The 18,562-nt window shown below is 45.1% G+C and carries 10 protein-coding genes; 3 read left to right on the forward strand and 7 right to left on the reverse strand.

Annotated features, from left to right (window positions below; all coding sequences use genetic code 11):
- Position 1: 1 nt before the first annotated feature.
- Both KL866_RS04935 and KL866_RS04940 read right to left on the reverse strand, forming a co-directional pair.
- Entirely contained in the window at positions 2 to 1,003 is a 1,002-nt protein-coding gene (locus tag KL866_RS04935) for a LacI family DNA-binding transcriptional regulator (protein WP_025257411.1), read from the reverse strand.
- A 20-nt stretch (positions 1,004 to 1,023) separates the two neighbouring features.
- Positions 1,024 to 2,382, reverse strand: a complete 1,359-nt coding sequence (locus tag KL866_RS04940; protein ID WP_025257412.1) for a GH1 family beta-glucosidase — start codon at positions 2,380 to 2,382, stop codon at positions 1,024 to 1,026.
- Positions 2,383 to 2,586: 204 nt separating this feature from the next.
- On the opposite strand from KL866_RS04940, the gene KL866_RS04945 reads away from it, so the two are divergent.
- Both KL866_RS04945 and KL866_RS04950 read left to right on the forward strand, forming a co-directional pair.
- Entirely contained in the window at positions 2,587 to 3,849 is a 1,263-nt protein-coding gene (locus KL866_RS04945) for a sugar MFS transporter (protein ID WP_025257413.1), read from the forward strand.
- Between the two features lie 12 nt (positions 3,850 to 3,861).
- A complete protein-coding gene (locus KL866_RS04950) occupies positions 3,862 to 6,414 on the forward strand; it encodes an exo 1,3/1,4-beta-D-glucan glucohydrolase (protein WP_214993767.1) in 2,553 nt (850 codons plus the stop codon).
- Positions 6,415 to 6,490: 76 nt separating this feature from the next.
- Here KL866_RS04950 and KL866_RS04955 read toward each other — a convergent pair whose 3' ends face one another.
- From KL866_RS04955 to KL866_RS04970, 4 genes are all read right to left on the reverse strand, one after another.
- On the reverse strand, positions 6,491 to 6,922 hold the full coding sequence (locus tag KL866_RS04955) for a DUF3015 family protein (RefSeq protein ID WP_214993769.1): 432 nt from the start codon (positions 6,920 to 6,922) through the stop codon (positions 6,491 to 6,493).
- Positions 6,923 to 6,954: 32 nt separating this feature from the next.
- The gene (locus KL866_RS04960) at positions 6,955 to 8,790 is read right to left on the reverse strand and encodes a DUF4105 domain-containing protein (protein ID WP_214993771.1); all 1,836 of its coding nucleotides are present in this window, start codon (positions 8,788 to 8,790) and stop codon (positions 6,955 to 6,957) included.
- Between the two features lie 146 nt (positions 8,791 to 8,936).
- Complete coding sequence (locus tag KL866_RS04965) at positions 8,937 to 11,885, reverse strand: TonB-dependent receptor (protein WP_025257417.1); 2,949 nt, start codon at positions 11,883 to 11,885, stop codon at positions 8,937 to 8,939.
- Positions 11,886 to 11,952: 67 nt separating this feature from the next.
- A complete protein-coding gene (locus tag KL866_RS04970) occupies positions 11,953 to 14,637 on the reverse strand; it encodes a glycoside hydrolase family 16 protein (protein ID WP_214993773.1) in 2,685 nt (894 codons plus the stop codon).
- Positions 14,638 to 15,030: 393 nt separating this feature from the next.
- Between KL866_RS04970 and KL866_RS04975 the strand changes: the two genes are divergently transcribed.
- Positions 15,031 to 15,978, forward strand: coding sequence for a cation diffusion facilitator family transporter (locus KL866_RS04975; RefSeq protein WP_025257419.1), 948 nt, complete (start codon positions 15,031 to 15,033; stop codon positions 15,976 to 15,978).
- A 121-nt stretch (positions 15,979 to 16,099) separates the two neighbouring features.
- On the opposite strand, the gene KL866_RS04980 is transcribed toward KL866_RS04975, so the two are convergent.
- Complete coding sequence (locus KL866_RS04980) at positions 16,100 to 18,508, reverse strand: TonB-dependent receptor (RefSeq protein WP_025257420.1); 2,409 nt, start codon at positions 18,506 to 18,508, stop codon at positions 16,100 to 16,102.
- Positions 18,509 to 18,562 lie beyond the last annotated feature (54 nt).

An 18,562-nucleotide genomic window follows, 5' to 3' on the forward strand; every position in this document is an offset into this window, starting at 1 on the left:
TTTATAAGTTGCCTAATGTGTCCCTATCAACAACTTCTGGAACAAATAAGTGCTCAATTGGGATAGGACTTTTAATGTCATAAACATGTTCAAGTACCCAATAAGCGGCCATTTCTCCCATAGCGTGAATAGGGTTATTAATTGTTGTTAGTTTAGGATAGAGATAGCGCGAAAATAGCACGTTATCGAAACCAACAATGGAAAGCTGATTTGGGATATCAAACCCAGCTTCTCGTGCCGCCGTCATTGCGCCAGAGGCCATTTCATCGTTTGCGCACACAAGCGCGGTGAAGTCTGGGAAGGTCGCTTGAAGGTGCTGCATCCCTTCCTGCCCCGTAGACTCATGGAAGTCACCTTCGAACAAGCTTTTGTTGTCAAATGTGAGCCCGGCTTCTTCAAGAGCTTTCTTGTGACCTGCAAGACGGTCGCTCGCATCTTTTTTAAATAGCGGACCGCTAATGTAAGCAATTTTAGTATGACCTGCGTCAATGGCCGCTTTTGTTGCTAAGTAACCGCCTTTTACGTTGTCTACAACAAAGCAATTTTGATCAAGCTCGTCTACTTTCCGGTTTATCACTACAACCGGAACTTTACTCTCGACGAGCTTTTTCAAGTAGTCGTCAGATACGGCCTCAGCGTGTAAGATAAGCGCATCACAACGGCGGCTTTTCAAGAATTCTATGGCTTCGTGTTCACGCTCTTCATCAACGTGACCCGCTGTGATAATTACATGTTTACCGTTTTCTTTTAGCACATGCTCAACCGTGCTCATCAAGTCACCAAAGTATGAACCATGCAACTCGGAAACCAGCAAACCTACGCTGTTGGTGCGGTTTGATGCCAGAGATTGGGCAATGGCGTTGGGCTGATAACCCAGCGATGCCATAGCGTCCTCTACTTTTTTACGGGTGCGTTCGCTTACTTTCGCGTTTCCATTCATAACGCGAGAGACGGTAGCCAGCGATACACCAGCTGCTTCTGATACTTGGTAAATTGTTGCCATACGGTTTCTAGTAATTGTCCTTATTTAGTACCGCTAATGTACCCATTTATACGACTCTTCACCAGTTTTGAATATGCTAAAGCACTTTGTTTTAAGGTGCGTTTTTGTGTTTCGTAGTCAACATAAACAATACCGAAACGCTTTGAATAACCCAGCGCCCACTCAAAGTTGTCCATCAGGCTCCATGCAAAATACCCGCGAATGTCCACGCCCTTTTCCATAGCTTGGTTTACGGCATTTAAGTGAGTGTGAAAATAAGCCGTACGCGTATCATCTAAAACTTCACCGTTATTAAGGACATCGTCCATTGCCGCACCGTTTTCTGTAATGTAAATGGGCGGTAAGTCATAGCGCTCGTTGAGATCAACCAGCAGTTCGGTAAATGCATCAGGGGTAATTTCCCAGCCCATAGCGGTTAGCTTGTTTGTTACTGGTGGAACAATCTCGAACCAACCGTTACCATCACTTTGATACAGGGTGCGGGTGTAAAAATTAATACCCAAATAATCGATAGGTTGAGAAATAATATCCATATCACCCTCAAGTATTTCTGGTTTACTACTATTATCGAGCATGTCGATAACGTCAGGGTATTTGCCTTCTATAATCGGCTTTAAATACCACTGATTATGGTAGTCGTCGGCCAGCTCAGCAGCGCGATTATCTTCGCTAGAATTCGTTGTTGTATGGCAATTGCTAAAGTTAAGCACAATACCGTTTTGGCTATTCGGGCAGTGGTGGTTGATTACTTTTAATGCTAACCCATGTGCAAGCAGCAGGTGATGCGCTGCTTTACGCCCGTTGCCCATGCCTGTTTTTCCAGGCGCATGTATACCGGCTTCATAGCCTAAATAAGCAGAGCAAAATGGCTCGTTTAACGTAGCGTAAGAATAAACTTTCTCGCCCAATGCTTTTGCCACAGCTTCTGCGTATTTTTCAAATGCGTAGGCGGTATCGCGGTTTAACCAGCCGCCATTGTCTTCAAGATACTGCGGTAAATCCCAGTGATAAAGTGTAACGAACACTTTCATGCCGCGTTTAACGACTTCGTTAACTAGGTTGACGTAAAATTGCATACCGACTTCATTAACGGTGCCGTCTTGCAACATGACGCGAGGCCAAGAGATAGACAGTCGATAGGCATCTACACCCAATGTATCGATAAGCGCTACATCTTCCTTCCAAAGCGCAACGTGATCGCAAGCTACATCACCGTTAGTTGCATCTGAAATAGCTCCGCTTTTTTCACAGAAGGCGTCCCAAATGCAGTCCAACCTTCCTTTTCTGTCACCTTCTATTTGAAAGCTTGATGTTGCTACACCAAACAGAAAGTCTCTAGAAAGCATCATAGAATTGGATGGAAGGTTAATGTCTTTCATCGTAAAAATGTCCTAGCAATAACAATTTCGTCATATTTGCTTTGCTAATCGCTAAGCAAATAACATCATATTTACATTGAATTCGATAACGCTTCATGTAATATCTACTCAATGTAAGCGCTTACAAAATATTTCGTAGTAACATGTAAGCGCTTTCAAATGTAAATTTATCATTAATTCGAAAAATAGCAACAGAGGTTACTTGTGGACACACCAGTGCAGCCGAATATTTCATCCGCCCAAGAGCAAGGGGCAAACGGTGGTTACCGTTTTGCGTTAATCTCACTTACCACGTTGTTTTTCATGTGGGGGTTTATTACCTGTCTGAACGACATTCTTATTCCCTACCTAAAAGGGGCTTTTAACCTTAGCTTTACCCAAGCAATGTTGGTTCAATTCTGCTTCTTTAGCGCTTACTTCATCGTATCGTTACCAGCAGGTATGGTTGTGTCGCGCATTGGTTATCAAAAAGGCATTGTGCTTGGCTTAGCGATAGCATGTGTAGGGTGCTTGCTATTTTTCCCAGCTGCTTCAAGCCAGATATATGGAATCTTTCTCTTAGCGCTTTTCGTTTTAGCTTCTGGAATAACTGTACTGCAAGTATCGGCTAATCCTTACGTAACAGCCCTTGGCGACCCTAAAACGGCGTCGTCACGGCTTACTATGACTCAAGCGTTTAACGCTTTTGGTACCACTGTAGCGCCATTCTTTGGCTCTTACCTTATTTATGGCGCCACAGGTGAGCACGGTGGCGGCACGCCGAGCGCCTCAGACGTGCAGGTACCATACTTAATACTAGCGGCATCGTTACTGCTACTTGCGCTAATTTTTATGTATCTAAAGCTACCTAAGCTTAATCACACAGGCGCAAGTGCAGGTGTATTTAAAGGCGGCGCATGGCACCACAAACACCTTGTATTAGGTGCGGTGGGTATATTTATGTACGTAGGTGCTGAAGTTGCCATTGGTAGTATGCTAGTTAACTACTTGGCCAGCCCTGCGGTGGGCGGCCTAACTGAAGCTGGCGCGGCAAAACTGCTGGCGTATTACTGGGGTGGAGCCATGGTAGGGCGCTTTATCGGTGCTGTAGTCATGCAAAAAATCTCTGGTGGTTATGTATTGGCCTTTAATGCTTGTATAGCAATTGGTCTTATTTTGCTATCGCTTTCAAGTACGGGTGACTTAGCACTTTGGAGTATATTAGGCGTAGGTTTATTTAACTCAATTATGTTCCCTACCATTTTCAGTCTTGCACTACAGCAACTAGGTAAGGACACGCCGCAAGGTTCAGGTATTTTGTGCCTGGCTATAGTGGGCGGTGCTATCGTTCCACTCTTTCAAGGTATGCTGGCCGACTCGATTGGGGTTACGCTTTCATTCCTATTACCCGCTTCGTGCTATCTTTACATCGCTTATTATGGCCTTGTAGGCAGTCGCGTATCTAAATTTCAAACCACTGAAAAGTAACGAGGATTAATAATGCGAAAAAGTCTAATCGCGAAGGTTGTTGCAGGTGCATTGGTCAGTGTCTTAGTTAGCGCTTGTGCATCCGATGAAGACGCTTCTTCAGTTAACAGTGCCGTAGAAAAAACGAATAAAGCCAGTGAGATATGGCCTAAGCTAGATATCGAAGTAAAGACAGACCCTGCGGTAGAAAAAAAGGTAGAAGATATTTTATCTACCATGACGCTTGAACAGAAAATTGCGCAAATGATTCAACCTGAAATTCGCAATATTACTGTTGAAGACATGCGTAAGTATGGATTTGGCTCTTACCTCAATGGTGGTGGCGCGTTCCCGAATAATGACAAGCATGCAACTCCCGAAGATTGGGTGGAACTTGCCGAAAAGCTCTATCAAGCTTCCGTTGACGACAGCATCGATGGCTCGACAATCCCGACAATGTGGGGAACAGATGCCGTTCACGGTCATAACAACGTTATCGGGGCGACTCTATTTCCCCATAACATAGGTTTAGGTGCGGCAAACAACCCTGAGCTAGTAGAGAAAATAGCTCACATTACAGCGAAAGAAGTGATGGCGACGGGCATTGATTGGGTATTTGCGCCAACAGTTGCTGTGGTACGTGACGACCGTTGGGGTAGAACCTATGAGAGCTACTCTGAAGATCCAGCGATTGTAAGAGAATATGCCGCTTCGGTGGTTAAAGGTCTTCAAGGCGCGGCTGACAAAGACTTCTTAAGCGATCAGCGTGTAATCAGCACAGTAAAACACTTTGTAGGTGACGGTGGTACCGTAGGTGGAGACGACCAAGGTGACAACGTAGCTAGCGAACAAGAGCTGTTCGATATACATGCCCAAGGTTATGTAGGCGGATTGACCGCTGGTGCGCAGTCTGTCATGGCGTCGTTCAACAGCTGGAACGGCGATAAATTGCACGGTCACAAGTATTTACTAAATGATGTACTTAAAGACCAAATGGGTTTTGACGGCTTCGTAGTAGGCGATTGGAACGGCCACGGGCAGGTTAAAGACTGTAATAATGAAGACTGCGCGCAAGCTATCAACGCGGGTCTGGATATTTTCATGGTACCTAATGATTGGAAGGTACTGTATGACAACACCCTCGCTCAAGTAAAAGATGGCACTATCGCGATGACGCGTATCGATGATGCAGTGAGCCGCATTCTTCGTGTGAAAGTACGAGCGGGCCTTTTCGATAAGCCTAGCCCAGCAAATCGACCACTTTCAGGTAACCGTTCATTAATTGGCAAAGCTGAACATCGTGAAGTAGCAGCGCAAGCGGTACGTGAGTCACTTGTACTGCTGAAAAACAAAGATAAAACTCTGCCTCTTTCTGCAAATAAAAGCATATTAGTGGCCGGTGATGGAGCCGACAATATTGGCAAGCAGTCCGGTGGCTGGAGTATTACGTGGCAAGGCACCAATAATACTAATGACGACTTTCCTGGAGGTAGCTCTATATACGACGGTATCAAAGAGCATGTCGAAAATGCAGGTGGTAAGGTTCAGCTTTCTGTTGAGGGCGATTTTGAAACTAAGCCAGATGTTGCCATTGTCGTGTTCGGTGAAGAACCTTACGCAGAAGGCCACGGCGATAGAGAAACGCTTATCTATCAGTACGGCAATAAGAAAGACTTAGCGCTACTTGAAAAGCTGAAGTCGCAAGGTATTCCAGTAGTATCTGTATTTATCAGCGGTCGCCCAATGTGGGTAAATGCTGAGCTCAATGCGTCTGACGCTTTTGTTGCTGCTTGGTTGCCGGGCTCCGAAGGTGCTGCGGTAGCGGACGTGCTGTTTGGTGAGCAAGACTTTAAAGGAAAGCTATCTTTCTCTTGGCCGTCAGAGCCTCAGCAGATTGTTAACAAAGGCGATGAGAGTTACGAGCCGCTCTTACCTTATGGTTTTGGTTTAACTTTTAGCGATGAGAATGTATTAAGCGATACGTTAAACACTGAAATCAAGGTGAGCACTGACAGCAACAAGCCGATGGAAATTCTAAATGGTGCCGTGCAGTTACCGTGGGTACTATGGCTGTATTCAGGTGATGAAACCCTACCAGTGAACGCAAGCACTCACACCGTTGGTGCGCTGTCCTACCGCACTGTGGATAAAGTAGTGCAAGAAGATGCGCGAAAAGTTACCTTTGATGGTTCTGAATTTGCAGCAATGCGTTTTGCGAGCAAGAGCTTCTTCCGCGAAGATTTAAGCGCACAGCTACTTAATGACGGTGCGTTAAGCTTTAACGTTAGCCGTCACTCAGATATTAATGCGCCTGTTACCGTGGGCATGAACTGTGAGGGCGAAGGGGATGCTGCGGGCAGCTGTTCAACGCAGATTGATATTAGCGAGCAGCTTAAAGCAATGCCTGCTGATACATGGACAAACGTGAGCATTGACCTGCAGTGCTTTGTTGACGAGGGCATTGACTTCACTGGTCTTGTCGTACCGTTTGAACTAGGCAGCTCAGGTAAGGCGAGTGTGAGTGTGGCAGATATTCAGTTTACGCCAAGTGCAGCAAAATCAGCGAGTATAAGCTGTCAGAACTGACGGAAGTTTAGGCGTCAATACTAATATTTGATGAACGTCGCTAGTTTAAACACTGGCGACGTTTGTTTTATAGCTATTAAATCGCAGCAATAACTGCGTTGTAGTATGCTTCTGGCTGTGTCTGTGCATCAACAGAAGTGCGGATCGCAGCTACAACATCAGCTTTACTCTCTTCATTCACTTCTAGGATTTCCAGCATTGCATTTACGTGCTCGCCTTCACCCATTGCAGTTTGCTCAAGAACCGCGTCAAAGTTGTCTTGAATAAACATCGCAACTTTAGTGCGCTTTCCGTTACAAGAATCTTCAGAAGATACCTTAGAAGAAATAGCTGTAGTACCAAGGTCCCATATGACGTTAGAAAGTGCAGCAGCTGTGCCGTTGTCATCAAAAATTGCCGCGCCAATACCACAGTGTTTCCAAGGGTTTACGCCTTCTACATTGTCTTGCGCAAAAGCATTTGAAGATAGTGCTGCAACTGCTAGTGCAATAGATACAATCTTTCTCATTTTTAAAACTCCGTTTTGGTTTTATTGTTTTATTAAAAATAGTGTGACAAAGAAACCGAATATTCGAACTCTTCGTCATAGCGTAACAATGCCCTGACATCAAATTGTTGATTGTTAAAAAAGCGTTGCTCCCACATTGCGTAGGTGCGCTTCTGGTCAGGTGCATTGACATACCTCTGATGTCCCACGCTAAAGGACATAGCATATTGTGGCGAAATATGAGTAACGCCACCAAACTCAGCCCCTACCGCTAGGTAGCCGCCAAGGTTGTTCTTACTTAAAGCGGTTGTAGAGAAACCGCCATATAGTGCAACACCTGTTCTAGGTGAATAGCTCTTACCGACAAGCCCGTCAATATACAAAGAACCGTCATCGTTTTTTGAAGACAATTCACGGTAACCTGTCGCTAGTTTCCACGCCAATTTGTTGTCGCCAGGAAGACCAGTAGTGGCCGCATTCAAGTTAGTTATGCGTAGAGCGGTTAGCTCAGTAAGATTAATCCGAGCTTCGCCATCGACATATAATTTCACATCAAAAGTTGAGAGTTCCGAAAATGGTATTCGCGCTGGATTAATCGTAAGTAAATCATAATAATTTGCTCTAAACCTTACACTGGCCCGGGTACCTGAGCTGTTATTGTGAACTACTCCCATTTGTATAAGCGTTGTATCTTGAGCATCGTGAGGTGGCGTAAGTTCTATCGGAGAAAAATTGCTTTTTCCTGGAGATAATCTAAAGCGTGAATCTACAAACACTTTCCTTTTTCGTTGTGAAGCGGAAAGTTCATCGTCATCTTGCGTTTGTGTAAAATATGAAAAGTAGTCGAATGCTGTATCTATAACACGCTTTTTTTGCTCTTCGTTTAGAGGAGCAAGTATTTCTGTAAGTGAGTAAAGTGAAATTTCATCAGCTTTTAATGCTTCTGTCAGTGCCGCCTGCTCTTTGTTAGTTAACTGTGCGAACCGTGTATACAGTGCCTCTTGCCTAGACGGGTGGTATTTAACCGATTTAATAAGGCTAGGATGGTTTTCTTTAATTGTGGTGACAATGTCGAATGGCATTACCCATGGCTTAGTCTTTGGCAAATAAGATCGATTGGTAGCAATGGTGAGAAGCTTAGCAATTTGATACGCACAATTCTGTTTGAAGAAATAATAGGTCATTGGGACTTGCTCTAGTTCCCAAAGATGCGCTAATAAAAATGTAATTTCTCTAGTACTTAGCGAAAGAGAATATTCCCACAAATCTCTAAGCTCACTTTCAGTATAAGTTAGTGTTTGATGATGGTATTTCTGGTTCGCAAAATAGCCATCATACCCGCCAAATATACCGTTAAAAATATAAGCAATAGGGTGTTCGTTTTCAGGATAACGGGCACCGTAATTATATGTATTATCTAGTAGTTCACTTTGCTCAGTATTATTAAACTTCAAAAATACATGACCATACATGCTGGCTGGATTTCCTAGATATCCGGACGCGTATATTAAGCTCATGTCAGTTGCATTGATGTTCGATAAGAAGGTATCGAATTGCGCACATTTTACTTTAGCTAGTGGTTGAACGTACTTAGAGATAAACAATGATCTAGCTGGGAACTTACATTGCTCACTTGGAGAGTTTTGAAAGGCGTAAAGGGTGGCTTTTAATTCAGCATGAGCATCAATTGAGCCTTTTTTTGAATAGAAAAAATTCGCTGATTTTATGGCTGAAGATGCTGTACCAACTAGTGGCTTCTCATAATGCAACAATGATAGCCATGTTGGGTGTTGTGATGCGGCTTCTATTAGTGTCTGGGCGCTAGCAAAAGAAAAAAGCTGCGACAAAACAAATATGGAAACTACAAGGAAACGTTTAATTCCTTCCATGAAGTGCTTTACTAATCCGTAAATTTATTATTTTAATTATTCGCTAAATTTGCTAGCGGCACTGATAATACACAAAGTTCTAGCGAGTATTCAACAAAAAAGGCCACAACGATGTTGTAGCCTTTCAACTTAATTAGATATACGGATTAAAAAGTATATCTAGCACCTAGCGTATAGCGAGGGCCGTATTGGCGAGCAAATAAGAACTGCTCTTCAAATCGGCCGTAACCACGCTCGGTTTCGTCGTTGATGTTTACACCTTCTAGGAATACCGTTAGGTGCTCATTAACATCGTAATTGATGCTGGCGTCAACCTGACCAAAGGTGTCGAACTGAGTGGCTGGGTTATCCGCCGAGCCCTGCGCTTGACCAATACCAACAAGATAATCTGAACGCCATGCGTAGGTTACTTTAACTGACAGGCCTTCTTTTTCGTAGAACACCTGGAAGTTGGCAGAATCACTGATACCTACTAGCGGGTTTTGCTGTTCAAGGTCGTACGGGTCATATTTTACATCACCGTCAACAAGCGTTGCGTTAGCGCCAAAACCAAAGCCTGTTTCACCAAACGTATGTTGAACAGCAAGCTCGATACCTTCAACTGTTCTAGAGTCACTAAGATTACGAGGCTTCACCACGTTCCACTCGATAAGCGGGTCGTCTGAATTCGGCTCAACTACGCCTTCAGCGTTGGCGTAACCTGCCGACAAGAAGTAATCGTAAATGTTGCTGTCAGTGGCTTGAATACCTTCTGCTTGAAGCGCTGATACCGCTTCTTGCCATCTTGGCCCTTGATAAATGTCGTTCAGACCGTCAAAGGTTTCAAGTGCACCTTGCGTATCGATGTAGTTTTTAACCGACTTTCTGAAGAGGCCGACTGACGCATAGCTTGCTTCGTCGTAGTACCACTCGAAAGATAGATCTAAGTTAGTTGACTCATAAGGCTTAAGGTCGGTACTGCCTTCAGACACGGTTCTAGAACCAATTTTAGGGCTTCCGCTAAACGAACGTCCGCCTTGCAAAAAGCCGATAGGTGCACGAGTAATCGATTTACCCCATGAGAAGCGGGCTACAATATCGTCCGTCACATCGACTTTCACGTCGAACATTGGAAGCAGAACATCATACTTACCGGTAAAGTCCTGCTCTTCAACGCCCTCTTGGAAAACAGTGATCCACTCACCAGCAGAAACCCAATTCACCTGAATAGGAACACGAACTTCAGCTGTGCTAGGTACCTCAGTTTCTTCGTAGCGAAGGCCAGCGTTAACCTGAACATAGTAATCGCTAACTTCAAAATCCCACTCGGTCTGCACGTATATAGAGTCGGTGGTCTCTTCTACATTGCTTACCGAAGGATCGCCGCTGAAATATGGGTCAATAGAATACGCATTGCTTTCACCCACAACGTCGGCAGTGATGAATTGAAGCTGACGGGCAATGGCTTCATCAAAGTCAAAGGTGTAGTAATAGCCTGGGTTCATACTTGCACCGCCGCCGTCAAAGGCGTCTAAGAAGCCTGAGGTGTCGTTGCGAACAAACATACTGTCTGGGAAGATTTCAGTGAACGACGGGCTAAAGCCAGGTCCACCACGTAGTCCGCTCCAAGCAGTGAAGCCAGATAGAGACTGTTCTGTGCGAGCCACACCGAAATCAATTTTGACTAGCGGGATGTCCCACGCTGAGTTATACCAGGTCCCGTCTAACTGCAGCTGCTCAATGTCAGAACGTCCTGGCGAATAGATAAACTGGCTAAAGTTAGAGTCTATTTCACCCGGCATAATTTCATTAGTACCGTTATTCCAGTTTACATAGACTTGAGGGATTTCACCTTCACGGTAGTCATAAACTTTAGACTCTAACTGATTTGAACCAAGAATGATCTGCCCAGCGCTACCCAACCCTTCGTCATAACCATTGTCGGTTTTGTTGTAAGAGTCATGGTAATCCAAACGGAAATGCCAATCGTCATTTACCATCCAGTCTAAGTTTACGCCCAGTGAGCGTGCGTCAACGCGAGTGGTATTGCGGCTTGCGGTAAACGAGCCGTCATCGCCGCTGATATCTGCATAAACAGCTGTGCCGTTCTCATCAAGCTCGTAGGCATTGATGTTAGCGCCAAAGTTATTCCATATACCCCAGCCCACAGTGTTAGTACCTGTTGTTGCACGAGACGCGGTGTAGTCTATGGTCGCGGTGAACTCATCTACAGGGCGGAACTGGAAGGTAACTTGACCATTTGAACGTTCACGCTGTACATCATTAATGCCGTAGTTCATGTCTCTTGGGAAGAATGCAGCATCCGTAATATTCGTACGGTTATCGACAACATTGCTTGGGTCTATATTTTGAGGAAGGTCGTCATTCTCTTGAAGTACCCAACCTTGGATGCTAGCGGCTTGTTGTTGGAAATCACGCTCTTGGTGAGAGAATGAAACGCCGAACCCGAACATGTCGTCCGCAAAGGTATTGGTGTAAACACCTGCGATTTCTGGGGTTACATCGTCACCAGCTTCATTAGACGTATCGTAAATACCTTTCACCGAAATAGTAGCGTTTTGCCCTGACTGGGCAAGCGGCTTCATGGTAATGATATTTACCGTAGCACCTAAACCGCCACTCGGGTTTTCGGCACGGGCAGTTTTTTGAAGCTCTAGCGTGCTTACGCCTTCAGATGAAAGGTTGGCAAGGTCAAACGAACGGGTAAAACCGGTCCCCGGCATTTGGCGACCGTTTAGGGTTACCAGGTTGAACTCAGGACCAAAACCACGAACAGTAATTTGGCTACCTTCACCGTTATTACGGCTAATGGTTACACCGGTAATGCGTTGCAGTGCTTCGGCTAGGTTTGTATCAGGAAATTTGCCTAGCTCTTCAGCTGATATGGCGTCTACTACACCACTTGAACTGCGCTTTAAGTCCATTGAGCGGATCATACTGCCGCGAATACCGCTAACTTGAATAACTTCTACTTCGCCTTCTGCTGGCGTTGCTGTTTCTGCTTCTTGAGCGTATGTGGGTAGCACAAGAGAAGAGCCCATCAACAAAGCCATTGATGTGGCAAGCTGGGTCTTTTTAAAAGATGTGTTTTTCATAATTGCCCTACTAATTCTTATCAATTTTGTATGTTGCCTAAGCACCGCTTAGGCAACACATGCTTTGTTATTGCGCTGCAATTTCAACATTATCAATGCGGTACACTGCGCCTTCACCTGAACCCCAAGCCGGGAACATCATGATGACGTTAATTGCGCTGATATCTAAGCCCGCATCGTAAAGAGTCTGTAGCGGAAAGGTATAGGTCTGCCATTCGCCTTCAACCGGGTCTGAACCTTCAAGGCTATCTGAAATGGGTAGTTCTACCGCTGATGACACGTCTATAGATTCAATTTTGAATAACCAGGGCGCTGAGGCATTGTTAGGCAAAGCGCTTACTTTCATTTCGAATCGCACTGCACCATCAGTTAGTAGTGCTGACGCATCGTAAGAGTGACCATCATCAGCAATGATGCCCATTACCGTTGGCGTTGCGCCAATTCGGAACTCAGCTACAGTGCCGTGGTCGGCATCATCTACTTCTTCTGTTGGGGTTGAGCCACCGCAGCAATCCCAAATACTCCACTGATCTGCCGCAGTGTCTGCAAACAAGGTAATACCAGACGCTGAAGGCGCGTCTTGACCACTGTCCGGGTGATATATTTTTACGTTGTCCAGTCGATACACGGCGCCTTCACCAGTGCTCCAAGCAGGGAACACCATGATGACGTCAATGGCGCTAACATCTAAACCACGGGCCTGCAAATCTGAAATAGGGAACGTATATGTCTGCCACTCACCTTCAACAGGAGCTTGACCTTCAACACTGTCTGCCAGCGAAAGTTCTACAGCAGTTGATGCATCGTTAGACTCAACTTTAAATAGCCATGTTGAATCTGGGTTGTTTGGAGTGCTTAACACACGCATTTCAAACTGTAGTAAACCACCGTCAGTTAGGGCTGTGGCATCAAATGGGGTATCACCACCACCAACAGCAGAACGAGTATTAAAGCCCATTACGGTTGGTTCTGCGCCAATACGGAATTCCGCCGTCAAGCCGTGCTCTTCGTCATCCATTTCTTCAGTAGGCGTTGAACCACCACAGCAGTCCCACATAGGCCAGTCAGGGTTTTGACCATCTTCAAAAATAGTTAGCTCAGGGTATGCGACCGCACCATCCTGTGAAATCTCTACATTAGTAATTTGGTAAACGGCACCTTCACCAGCACCCCAGTCAGGGAAAATCATGATGGTATCAATGGCACTAGTATCTAGCTCTGCTTCAGCGAGCATACTGATAGGAAATTGATAGCTTTCCCATACGCCCACTTGCGGTGTAGCAGGTGCAGTCTCTGATGGGCCAACGTAGCCGCTCATCAGTGAGAAAGATGCATCAGTGGTTGCTTCTGTACTTTCAACTTTCAGGTTCCAGTTTGCTTCAGCGTTATTAGGTGCAGAAACAAGTTTTAAATCAAATTTTAAGCTACCAATGCCTTCAAGGGGAGATGCATCAAATGGAGAGGCTTCACCTTCTGGGTCAGTAAGAAACGCATCGCGGCTGATAAAACCGACTACCGTAGGCTCTGCGCCAAAGGTAAATTCATAAACTTGGCCTTGTCCCGCATCTTCAACTAGCGCTGGGGTAGAGCCACCACAGCAATCCCACGCTGCCCAGTTTGGGTTGGGCGTACCACCAAAAATAGTCAAGTCTTGTGGAATGCCGGTAGAAGGCGGTGACGGGATGGGAGCTGCGCCTTCAACTAATGCATCATCTACACTGTCGTAACCAGGGCGCACCGTTTCACAACCTTTACCTGTTTCGGGGTTTGACGCACACTCATAAACGCGCACGTAGTCAATTTCGAAAGTTTGACCGTCTACGAAAGCATCAGCATCTATACCTGTTTCGTTAACTGCTTCAGGCCAGCTTCCGCCCACAGCGAAGTTAAGGATCATGAAAAACTCTTGATCGTAAGGGGCATTATTCCATTGGGTTTCAAGTTCACCGGTAATTTGGTCGAAGTACTCGGTATACCATCCGCGATGTGAAAGACCTGTTGCATCACCGTTTGCGTTATAGCGCACTTCAGAACGACGCTGAGTAGCGTACAAATAGCCGTCCATGTACCAGCGAATTTCACCTTCCTGCCATTCTATGGCGTAGGTATGGAAATCATCAGCCGGGTTGGCACCATCGGGAAGAGAATAAGCTTGACCAGAACTATCATTGTTTGGCCATTCTTGACCATAGTGAAGGGTGCCATAAATGTGGTTTTCAGGGTTACCTTCTGCGTCTGCTGCTTTCAGGTTTACCGCTTCCATAATGTCGATTTCACCAGAGCGAGGCCAACCGCCATATACAGAATCAGTAGGCATCATCCAAAATGCAGGCCAGCTACCTTGACCTTCTGGTAGCTTAGCGCGCATTTCAAAACGACCGTATTTGAAATCGGCTTTGTACTGAGTAATTAATCGGGCTGACGTATAGGGTTTAGGTGCACCTTCTTCGGCAGGCAGCGCAACAATTTTTAGGCTTCCATCAGACACAAATGAGTTGTCTTCACTGTCTGTATAGCATTGGGCCTCATTGTTACCGCCACCGTCGCAGTTTACTTCGTGGGTCCAGTTATCATCGTCAATACTGGTTCCATCGAACTCGTCGCTCCAAACAAGCTCCCAGTCGGTAACGGGAACCGTTGCGTCAACAACGTCGATATCCGTAGAGGTTGTTGCTCCACCTCCACAGCCAAATAGGGTTGTGACTGAGATCGCGGCTGCTATCCGCGAGAGTTGAGATGCTTTTTTAGTCATTGTTTTCAGCCCTGATCAAAAGAAATTGGGTTTTTATGTTGTGGCAAATACCACGTAAAAAGCTTGTGTAAGCGCTTACAAAATAGTTCAAATAAAAATGGCTGTTTGAAAGCGCTTACATTACATTAAGCCACTGACACGTAAAGATCAATACTGTTCTCAAAAAATTAACATTTAGTAGAATGATTATTTATCGCGGGTATTTTATAAAAATTATTTTAATCAATGGTTTAAATGTATTTAATTAATGTTTTTAAAATGATGGATTTGACGATTCACTCAGCATTTACAAATGAAAAGACATGGTTGTTAATAAGGTGTTCTCATTATTTTGCTCGCACCGCATCATACTTCACGATAAGCTTTCCCTAAAGATCAAAATGAGCATAGCCCATGCATAATCACCACCATCATCATGCTGATATGACGTCCTCTGGGGAAGATTCCGCGCGTATCGGATGGGCTTTTTGGCTTAACTTTATCTTCACCATTATTGAATTTATAGGTGGTTGGCTTACTAATAGTGTGGCCATAATGGCAGACGCTGTTCATGACCTAGGTGATTCCCTCTCAATTGGGTTAGCCTGGTACTTGAGTAAACTAGGCCATAAAGCCTCCACCGAAAAGTATACCTATGGCTTTAAACGGCTAAGTTTAATGGGAGCGATGATTAACGGTCTCATTTTAGTGCTTGGTTCAATTTGGGTGATGTCTGAGGCAATTCCCCGTCTCTACAACCCAGAGATGCCTGTAACAGAAGGCATGATAGGGCTTGCTATATTGGGAATTATGGTAAACGGCTTCGCGGCCTATAAACTTCATGGCGGCCATACAATGAATGAGAAAGTGCTTAACTGGCACTTAATTGAAGATGCGATGGGGTGGGTGGCGGTGCTTGTTGTTGCCATTGTACTTCATTTTGTAGAGTGGCCTATACTCGACCCAATATTATCGATAGGTTTTACCCTTTTTATATTGATAAACGTAGTGAGATACGTTGTGCAGACAATGTCCTTGTTCTTACAAGGTGTGCCCGATGTTTCTACACAAAAGGCTATTAGCCGAGCGTTGCTGTCTATGGAGCATGTTGAAGAACTTCACCATTTACACTTTTGGTCTTTGGATGGTGAACAACATGTGCTGACCGCTCATATCGTCATTAATTGTTCTATCGACAATGAAAAGTTACGTCAGTTAAAAGCTGAGGTGCATAGACGTCTTGCGCCATTTACGCTTGCACATACAACCGTAGAGTTTGAACTACCGGGAGAGCCATGCCGTGATGAGAATGATCATTTGCATGCCCATTCTCACCATCATGAGCACGTTGAGTTAAATTAGTACGCTACAAATACAAAAAGCCGTTAGTTTATTATGCTTCTTACTACCTAAGCGCTCGCACTAACGCAATCAAAAAAGAGGGGCGAATATACGCCCCTTTTAACACACACGTTTTAGGAATTTAGAATTGTGCCTTGAAGGCTATGCCGTAGTAACGGTCTGCGTCGCGAGGGATTTGATAACGGAAGTTATCGCCGCTATACGTCGTTGCATAGCTTTCATCAAGCAAGTTTTTAGCAATCAAAGATACGCGGAATGCATCGTCTTTGAATGAGAAACTCACGCTTGCGTTAAGCATGCTGTAGTCAGGTAACAATGAGTGAGGGTTAAATTCACCTGTGTTGCCCGGTAAGTCAGAGTACTGCTCGTCGGTGTAAATATACGACGCGTTGTAGTAAACATCGAAACCGTGCTCTGTTTCCATAAAGTATTCAGCGGTTAGCGAGTATTTCATGTCAGGTGAGAAAGGAACATCAAGACCTGAACGGTCGGTACATGTCGCTTCTTCAGGACAGTTGAACTCATCGATTTCTGCTTTGGTGTATGCGGCACCACCGATTAACGTTAGGTTGTCGGTTGCGTTCCACATCATGTCAAGCTCAATACCTTGCGTTGTAACATCACCGGCATTAGTAAGACGGGTAATACATGCACCGTCAGAACAGTCGAAGTTATTCGCTTGGAATCCTTCAATGTCGGTACTAAACAAAGCAACGTTTAATAGTAGGTCGCGGCTTGCGTACTTGTAGCCTATCTCGAAAGCGTCAGATTCTTCGGCGCCAATAGGTCGACCGTCATTCGCTGGGTTAAAGTTATAGTAAACATTGAAACCCGGGCCTTTGTAGCCTTGTGAGTAGGTTGCATAAACCATCTGATTTTTGTCAAGATCGTACTGTAGGCCTACACGACCAGACAGATTGGTTTCATCTACCACACCTTCGGCATCAGTATTTTCGGTAGCTGGGCGTACACCAACACCACGACGTCCATATTCATCGTTGCTAATGCGACGATGCTTATACGACACTTCATCATCGGTATAGCGAAGGCCGAAGATAAGGCGCATATCATCGCTTAAATCGTAAGTACCATCGCCATATACCGCCCAGTTATTAAACTCGGTGCTCATAAATGCAGTGGCAGAAACGATATCGTTTGCATTGCACGATACGCCTAATGAATTGGCATAGGCATCAAGGTCTGATAGTGCGTTGGTTAGGTCGTCTCCTGACAAATTATTTTCTGCGTAAAAAGATAGTGCCTGATCTAGCTGGCCACTGTTGTTTTGGCAGCTTGCATCGCGGGTGAAGTTACGCTCTGAGTCCATGTTCCAGTAGAACATACCAGCAAGGAAGTTAAATGGGCCTGCTAGGTTAGAAGCAACACGGAACTCTTGAGAAAACTGACTCCACTCCTGTTCACCCACATCGTGTAGTTGGAATGGTACGCCAAACACAGGCTGATCGCTGTCACCAGCAATTGAGGTGAAGTCACCTTCGCGGAACTCAGTATTTTCCCACGAGCGCTGGGCAGTGATTGAAGTAAAAGTATAATCGCCTACGGTTTTATCAACTTGCACAGAGAAGGCTGAGTGGTCGTCAATAGTACGAGACTCAAAGTCATGGTCAATTTGACGCTGTTCTAGATCAATACCATCAGCAATGGTTGCGCTGTTCGGTGCTGCAGGTGAATCTGGATTTCGACCACTTGATACGCCTTCTAAATCTGCACAACAGTCGTCATCAGCACTGTAAAATTCACTAATAAACTTAACTTTTAAATCGTTGGTTGGTTCGTAAAGCACAACAGCTCGCGCGCCTTCACGGTCGTAACCGTTTACCGTCTCGTTGTTATAAACGTTGTCGATATAACCGTCGAATTTACCTTGAAAGACGGTCAAGCTCGCTGACAGGTCGTCTGTTAAACCACCGCTCACCGTACCTTTTAAACGATATTCGTTGTCTTGGTAGAATTCGGTAGAAAGGCTACCCGTTAGCTCTTGAGAAGGGTCTTTTGTAGTGATGTTTACCACACCGGCTGAAGCATTCTTACCAAAAAGTGTACCTTGGGGACCGCGCAGCACTTCAATGCGGTCAACATCGTAAAGGTCGGCAAAAGCCTGTCCGGAGCGGCCTAATACAACGCCATCTACCACAGTCGCGACACTTGGCTCGGCAGCGATACTAAATGAAATTGTTCCAATACCTCGAACCGTTAATGCAGAGTTACGGGTTGTGGTACCTTTGCGGAAGCTTACCGATGGGACGAGAGCCTGAAGATTCTCAACATTATTTGCAAAAGCCGACTCTATCTGGTCGCCGCGTAATACTGATACTGCTACAGGAACATCGCTAATACTTTGTACACGTTTTTGTGAAGTTACGACAATCTGCTCGAATGACTTATCGTCTTTAGCTGCTTCGGTTTGTTCAGTCTCTGCATCTTGCGCATAGGCATTTGCGTTAAGTAGCAAGCCAGATGTCATAGCAAGGGTTACCGCCTTACTGATGATCGATCTTTTTGTATTCATGTTGTTCTCCAGGGTATTTCGCTTATCTCGCTCTAACTAACAATGGCCAACATT

Origin of the sequence: Alteromonas sp. ALT199 (assembly GCF_018619335.1) — a bacterium.
In the GTDB taxonomy this organism is placed as follows: Bacteria; Pseudomonadota; Gammaproteobacteria; order Enterobacterales; family Alteromonadaceae; genus Alteromonas.